Here is a 1,687-nt window from a genome sequence, read left to right on the forward strand (position 1 = left end):
AAACACCTTTAACAGATACCAGCGTCAATAAAATATAACAAGTGAATGGTGTTCGTCGCTTCGCTCCTGGGACGCCTGCGGCGCCCCACATTCAGGCGTTGTGCGTCAATGTGCAAATATTAATGTTTCGGTCTGTGCTTTCCCGAGAAACAACCAAGAGTTTTGTGGAGCTGGCAATCAAAGATTTGAGTTTTCCATGTGCAAATCCTGAAAGTTCATACTTTCAACGTGTTTATCCTGCAAACATCTTTCGGGCTGCTTCCGAGTTATGCCAGCACAAACATTTGGGGCTTCGGTTCCCAGCCTGCTTTTCTCACTTTTCGTGGGGCTGGCGCTTAAACATTGTCGTTTGTTCCCTGTACAATGCCAGCATAAACATTTTCACGTTTTCAATGTCCGCGCAGCTGGCAAGCGGTAGCGTGCTCATGTTTTTCGTGCAACGCCAGCAAAACTTCTGCATTTCCCGGCAGCAAAGGTTTCCAGTGGCTGCGCGTTCAGTGCCAAACATTAACAAAACGTAGGATTTGCCTGCTGGCAAATTTTACCTCAATAAATCGCCAAGCTTGTGTTTTGCCAGCGCCGGTAAATCCCGTCCGGCCAGGTGCGCACAACAAGAGCATGCAAAGGACGCCTTCGGCGCCCTTAATGCAGGCGTTATGGCAACTAAGGAAAATATGAGTACGCAAAAAGGTAACTTAGTATCCGAATACTTCTCTTCATATAGCCATGAATTAAAAAGTAAAATGATGCGACTGGACGCATTGATCGGTAGAGATCATTGGCTCAGTGTGGGAAATTACAAAGAGTCACTTCTCAGAGATTTATTGGCAAGTCTTCTCCCAAAGAAATTTGAAGTTAGTACTGGCTTTATATTATCAGCAGACGAACATGGAAACGAAATAAAATCTAAGCAACAAGATATAATCATCTGGGACTCAAGTGAGTATGCGGCAATATTTCGAGATAATGATTTTGTTATCATTCCTCCCGAAGCCTGTAAAGCTGTAATAGAAGTTAAGAGCACTTTAAGGAAAGATACTCTTAAAAGAGCTTTAGGTGCTTCCGATGAATTCTTTATGTTTGTTAATACTCCCTTATCTCAGAATATTGATATAAAAAAATATATATTCTCCTTTGGGTCAGAATTAAAATTCCCACATGATATTTATGATACGTTGTCATCGTTTTACAATGAGACAAAATTAAATATTGATGAACGCATTGAGCACACAAGTAAGTTATGGCCTGGTGACAAGTCATATTCTCTATTCTCGATAGATGGCGTATTTTGCCTAGGCTTAGGAGCAATCATCAGGGATTTTCGTGGATTTGGAGATGATGTTAGATTTATGTTCAAAGCATATCATCCAAACTCGCCAGGCAAAGATACCTTGTATGCATTTTTTGAACACGAGATAAACCGACAAATAAATACATTTCACAGTCCTGGCATGTACTACGCGAAACAGCCTGGACTTCTAGCTTTAATGAAAAACTTAGACATAACTCCTCACGCAGAAAAGCCTTTGATGGTATATCCACCAGTAGAAGAGGAAAGAATGCATGATGATATTAACTACACAAAGGTTTTCGTGCCAACGTTGCCATAACAAGTGCATGCATGCGACCGCCTTCGGCGTCGCATGATGCAAGCGTTGTGCGTCGGGGTGAATATATTAATTTCTCG

1 protein-coding gene is annotated in these 1,687 nt (G+C 41.8%); it reads left to right on the top strand.

The window, feature by feature from the left end:
• Positions 1–656: 656 nt before the first annotated feature.
• On the top strand, positions 657–1,610 hold the full coding sequence (locus QMA35_RS21540; protein ID WP_281649189.1) for a DUF6602 domain-containing protein: 954 nt from the start codon (positions 657–659) through the stop codon (positions 1,608–1,610).
• Positions 1,611–1,687: the final 77 nt, after the last annotated feature.

It is taken from the genome of Parendozoicomonas sp. Alg238-R29 (assembly GCF_947331445.1).
Lineage (GTDB): Bacteria > Pseudomonadota > Gammaproteobacteria > Pseudomonadales > Endozoicomonadaceae > Sansalvadorimonas.